Here is a 471-nt window from a genome sequence, read left to right on the forward strand (position 1 = left end):
TTTGCATGCTCAAGTCAATGATACAACTACTGGTTTAGCGACAAAAGCTTCTACAACTGCATTAAATACAGGTTTGGCGAATACCTTAACTGATGCCAAAGCGTATACAGATCAAGAAGCGACAGCGACTTTAACAAGTGCGAAGAATTATACTGATCAGGAAGCTAGCCTATTAGATGGTAAAATTACCAATAATCTCAATGCTATAAATACCTTACAAAACAAAGCGGTTGTTTATGATGATGCAAGTAAAACTGTATTAACCTTAGCGGGTGCTACAGGGACAAAAATTACCAACCTACAAAATGGTACAGCTGATCGTGATGCTGTGAACTTTGGGCAACTTAAATTAAAAGCAGATCAAAGTACAGTGACTGCGTTAGATACTCGTCTTGGTAATGAAGTGAGTACTTTAAATGGCACGATTAATACTGAAGTCGGCAAACTAGATACTCGAATTACTAAAAATAT

Annotated in this window: 1 pseudogene; it reads left to right on the plus strand. The window is 36.9% G+C overall.

Going from position 1 to position 471, the window contains the following annotated elements:
* Nucleotides 1-471, plus strand: a pseudogene (locus tag AVJ19_RS21285) (hypothetical protein); the annotation flags it as partial.

The sequence above is a fragment of the Acinetobacter sp. CFCC 10889 genome, assembly GCF_003268395.1.
Lineage (GTDB): Bacteria > Pseudomonadota > Gammaproteobacteria > Pseudomonadales > Moraxellaceae > Acinetobacter.